Here is a 3,526-nt window from a genome sequence, read left to right on the forward strand (position 1 = left end):
ATTGTTATCTTTTAATATTTCATAAAGCATATCACGATCAATACCAAATTCACGTTCATTAACTACTATTGGAAAGTATGAGTAATTATATTTTACGTTATCAGATTCCTTCAGAACTTCGATACCAGGCACGTCAGATAGCTTTTCACGGTACAAATCAGAAATGCTCTTGCAATGAGTGATTTGCTCCTCAACATACTTTAACTGAGCTAAGCCAAAAGCAGCCTGTACTTCATTCATTTTGCCATTAATCCCAATATCAACCACCGATTCTTCTCCAGCAAAGCCAAAGTTTTTCAAGAAATCGATCTTTTTCTTCATATCAGGACAGTTTGTTATTAGAGCTCCACCTTCAATCGTATTGAATACCTTTGTTGCATGAAAACTCATCATTGATAAGTCACCGAAATTTAAAATAGACTCACCGTCAACTTCAACACCAAAGGAATGAGCTGCATCATAGAAAACTTTCAAATCATATTTATCAGCAATAGATTTTAGAGCTTTTACATCACATGGGGTTCCATAAACATGAACTGGCATTATAGCTTGCGTTTTTTCAGAGATTAAGCTCTCTATCTTAGAGGGATCCAAATTATAGCTATCGGGATCTATATCACAAAACACAGGGGTACAACCATTCCATTCAATTGCATGAGAAGTTGCTACAAACGTAAAAGGAGTGGTGATAACTTCTCCAGTTATCCCTAAAGCTTTGAGACCAGTCAATAAAGCAATAGTACCATTACAAAATAAAGAAACGTACTTAACTCCAAGATGGTTGGCTAAAGCTCTTTCTAGTTCTTGGTGATAATGCCCCCCATTAGTAAGCCATTTCCTATCCCAGATATCCTCTAGCATTTGGTCAAATTCACTAAGAGGCGGAAATGAGGGCTGTGTTACTTTAATTTTCATGTCTTATTCTCCCAAGGAAAAGAGCCATCGCTCTCAACACGAACCCCTACAAAATCCGCAAGCTTTTGATAAGAGTTTGTCTCCGCAACATTTAAAACCAATAAATTTTCTGGCTTATCTTTAAAGAATTCTTTTACGTCCTTCTCGTGCTTTTCGTATAAATCCATGTAATGCTTCTTATCATAAAGCGGTACGTTTGGATAACCATACATAACTTTCATTGCATCCAAACTATACCCTTTATAGCGATACATAGAGTTATCTAGATCATGTTTAGAGGGTAAGCTATTCTTATCAGTTGAAAAGACTTTGGAATGAAACCGAGTAAGAGACTCATACCACTGCTCTGAAGAATCTCTCAACGTCAAAATAAACTTGGCATTTGGGTATTGTTCAAAGATTTTTATATATGTTCCAGGTAGAGAAAAAGGAATATCTTGAAAAGCGTCAGCCATTTCACAAAATCTGAGTATTTTTTCAAATTGATTATTATTCCAATCAAATATTAGCATTTCCGCTGTTGCTTGGTCCCCTAAAGTAAAACCAAATAATCGAAATGCATTTTCTAATGAAGTTGTACCTGTTTTATTGAACCCTATACAGAAATACTTTGTGTTATTGTTAATTGCACTCATTTATATATCAACCATTATATATCACTCTAGAATTACAGTAGCCTCTGATTTTTTCTAAATCTCTTTCACTGTTAACTTAGGAAACACATGAACTTTGGACCATAATGTTATTTCCGGTCTAACTTTAACTTTAAACAAGTAGGCATTAGGTATTGCATCTATAAAATTATAGGACACATTTTCCACTAGTGTTGACGTAATTGTAGCTTGGATTGAGTAATGGTTATATTGTAATGGAAGTCTAAAGTCATAATCGACAATATGACGACTTCCTTTCTTTATATCAATTAACTCCCCCTCAGAAAGAAGGCAACCTCCTGATATAATATTAATTTTCTTGTCATCAAAAACCTGAAAATTAACGCTCACTTTGTCTTCTATATCACTTTCGATATGTATTCTTAGTCTAACTTCTTCATTAAAGTCAGCCTCATGCACTAATTCGCCATTCTTGTCTAAAAGTTCAACTAAAGTTATGTTTGCGCCGCCTGAACCGTATCGAAATTCTGCAACACGCGTCTTAAACACTTTTAAGCTCTTTAGATCTCTTGTCTCTTTGAGCTCAGCACGTGGTAATATATTGGAATTCAGTTCGGGTTTATCAACCACAGCAAGGTCTTTAGAAATACGATCGCTTTGTGCCTCTCGCATCTCTCTCATATATAATTCAGCGACTTCTCCAGCGTGACCTTCAGCATGAAGAACTCCATTTTTTATGTAGATTGCCCTCTCACACAAACTCTTCACACTACTGATATCATGACTAACGAAAAGAATAGTAGTGCCATTCTCTTGAATTCTTTTCATTGCTGTCATACATTTAGCTTGAAAGTTCATGTCACCGACGGCTAATGCCTCATCCACAATTAGTATGTCGGGATCAATACTGATAGCTATAGAAAATGCTAATCGTGCAAACATCCCCGAAGAATAACCACGCACAGGTTGATTAATGTGATCACCTATGTCTGCAAATGCAATGATCTGATCTAGTTTTTTGTCGACACTTTCTTTAGACACTCCCATCAAAGAACTGTTAACATAAATATTTTCAATTCCAGTCAGTTCATTATTGAATCCGGTTCCTAGCTCCAATATAGATGATACAACGCCGTTTACTTGAGAAGCTCCTGATGTAGGAGTTAGAACTCCAGTGATAATCTTGAGAAGTGTTGACTTACCTGCACCATTTTGACCAATTATTCCAACAGTTTCACCTTTGTGGATATCGAAGCTTACATCTCGAAGTGCATAGAAGTCTTCATGGTAGACTTTTCTAAATGGGTGAAGAGCCTCTTTAAAGCGGTCCTTTGGATTATGGTACATTGGATAAGTCTTGGTTACGCCTTTGCAACTTATGGCAAGTTCATTCATAATTTAAACCTTCTATAATACATCCGCAAAGTGCGGCTTTAATCTTTTGAAACAAACAACACCAAATAATAAAGTAACAAAAGTCACAAACCAGAAGTATGCGGTCCAACTCATAGACTCCCAAAACCAAAGATCCGTTGTTAATGTGTTTCTATAGCCTTCAGTAATATAGAATACTGGGTTTAATTTAAATACCCACTGATATTGTTGGGGCACCATTGCGATATCCCAAAAAATCGGAGTGCCCCAAAAACCTAATTGTATTAGAACTGCGATAAACTGACCGATATCACGGAAGAAAATAACTATAGACGAGGTAATCCAAGACACTCCAATCATCAAAAGTAGTGAGCATATTAAGTAGTATGGTATTTGAAGCCAATTTAAACTTGGGTAATAACCATAAGCAAACGCAATTGAAAAAAGAATGGCTATAAAGAATAAGTGAATAATTAGTGCTGATATCAGTTTTACTATCGGTAGTAAACTAACCCTAAAAACAATTTTCTTTACAATATTTGCTTGTTCTACAATTGAATTAGTCGCATTTGACAACATTTCTGCTATGAAGAACCAAGGAATCATAGCTGAGACAAGCCAAA

General features: G+C 35.8%; 4 protein-coding genes. All 4 read right to left on the minus strand.

Features of this window, described 5'->3' with window-relative positions; all coding sequences use genetic code 11:
* Positions 1-915: DegT/DnrJ/EryC1/StrS family aminotransferase (locus AB4653_RS13010; RefSeq protein ID WP_372104367.1), on the minus strand; the 915-nt coding region annotated here is incomplete at its 3' end.
* The gene (locus tag AB4653_RS13015; protein ID WP_009847949.1) at positions 912-1,550 is read right to left on the minus strand and encodes a sulfotransferase; all 639 of its coding nucleotides are present in this window, start codon (positions 1,548-1,550) and stop codon (positions 912-914) included. The genes AB4653_RS13015 and AB4653_RS13010, both read right to left, overlap by 4 nt.
* Before the next feature lie 54 nt (positions 1,551-1,604).
* Positions 1,605-2,924 carry an ABC transporter ATP-binding protein gene (locus AB4653_RS13020; RefSeq protein WP_009847950.1) on the minus strand — a complete coding sequence of 440 codons (1,320 nt, stop codon included), beginning with the start codon at positions 2,922-2,924 and terminating at the stop codon, positions 1,605-1,607.
* Positions 2,925-2,936: 12 nt separating this feature from the next.
* A partial coding sequence (locus tag AB4653_RS13025) for an ABC transporter permease (RefSeq protein WP_372104370.1) occupies positions 2,937-3,526 on the minus strand: 590 nt, incomplete at its 5' end.

It is taken from the genome of Vibrio sp. 10N.222.48.A3, assembly GCF_041475345.1.
Taxonomy (GTDB): domain Bacteria; phylum Pseudomonadota; class Gammaproteobacteria; order Enterobacterales; family Vibrionaceae; genus Vibrio; species Vibrio tasmaniensis_A.

What these genes read in the sequence shown, in the direction of transcription:
- AB4653_RS13015 (WP_009847949.1), bottom strand. Translation starts at nt 1,550, where the DNA reads ATGAGTGCAATTAACAATAACACAAAGTATTTCTGTATAGGGTTCAAT.
- AB4653_RS13020 (WP_009847950.1), bottom strand. Translation starts at nt 2,924, where the DNA reads ATGAATGAACTTGCCATAAGTTGCAAAGGCGTAACCAAGACTTATCCA.